Origin of the sequence: Legionella sp. ST3F1 (genome assembly GCF_048553315.1) — a bacterium.
Lineage (GTDB): Bacteria > Pseudomonadota > Gammaproteobacteria > Legionellales > Legionellaceae > Tatlockia > Tatlockia donaldsonii.
This window is the reverse complement of sequence record NZ_JBLZIO010000105.1, coordinates 1-224: the sequence shown is the minus strand read 5'-3', so window position 1 is coordinate 224 and position 224 is coordinate 1. Positions and strand designations below refer to the sequence as shown.

The following is a 224-nucleotide window of genomic DNA, read 5'->3' as shown; positions in this document are numbered from 1 at the left end:
ACCTGCACAGGCGTTGAGATGTTCCGCAAACTTCTTGACGAAGGGCGCGCTGGGGATAACGTTGGTGTGCTATTACGTGGAACGAAGCGTGATGAAGTTGAGCGTGGTCAAGTATTGGCGAAGCCAGGAACAATCAAGCCTCATACGAAATTTGAAGCAGAAGTCTATGTGTTATCAAAAGATGAAGGTGGTCGTCATACACCATTCTTCAACGGCTACCGTCC

At 48.7% G+C, this 224-nt stretch carries 1 protein-coding gene; it reads left to right on the top strand.

Going from position 1 to position 224, the window contains the following annotated elements:
- On the top strand, positions 1-224 hold a 224-nt coding region (locus tag ACN4Z1_RS16100), incomplete at both ends, for an EF-Tu/IF-2/RF-3 family GTPase (RefSeq protein WP_419413505.1).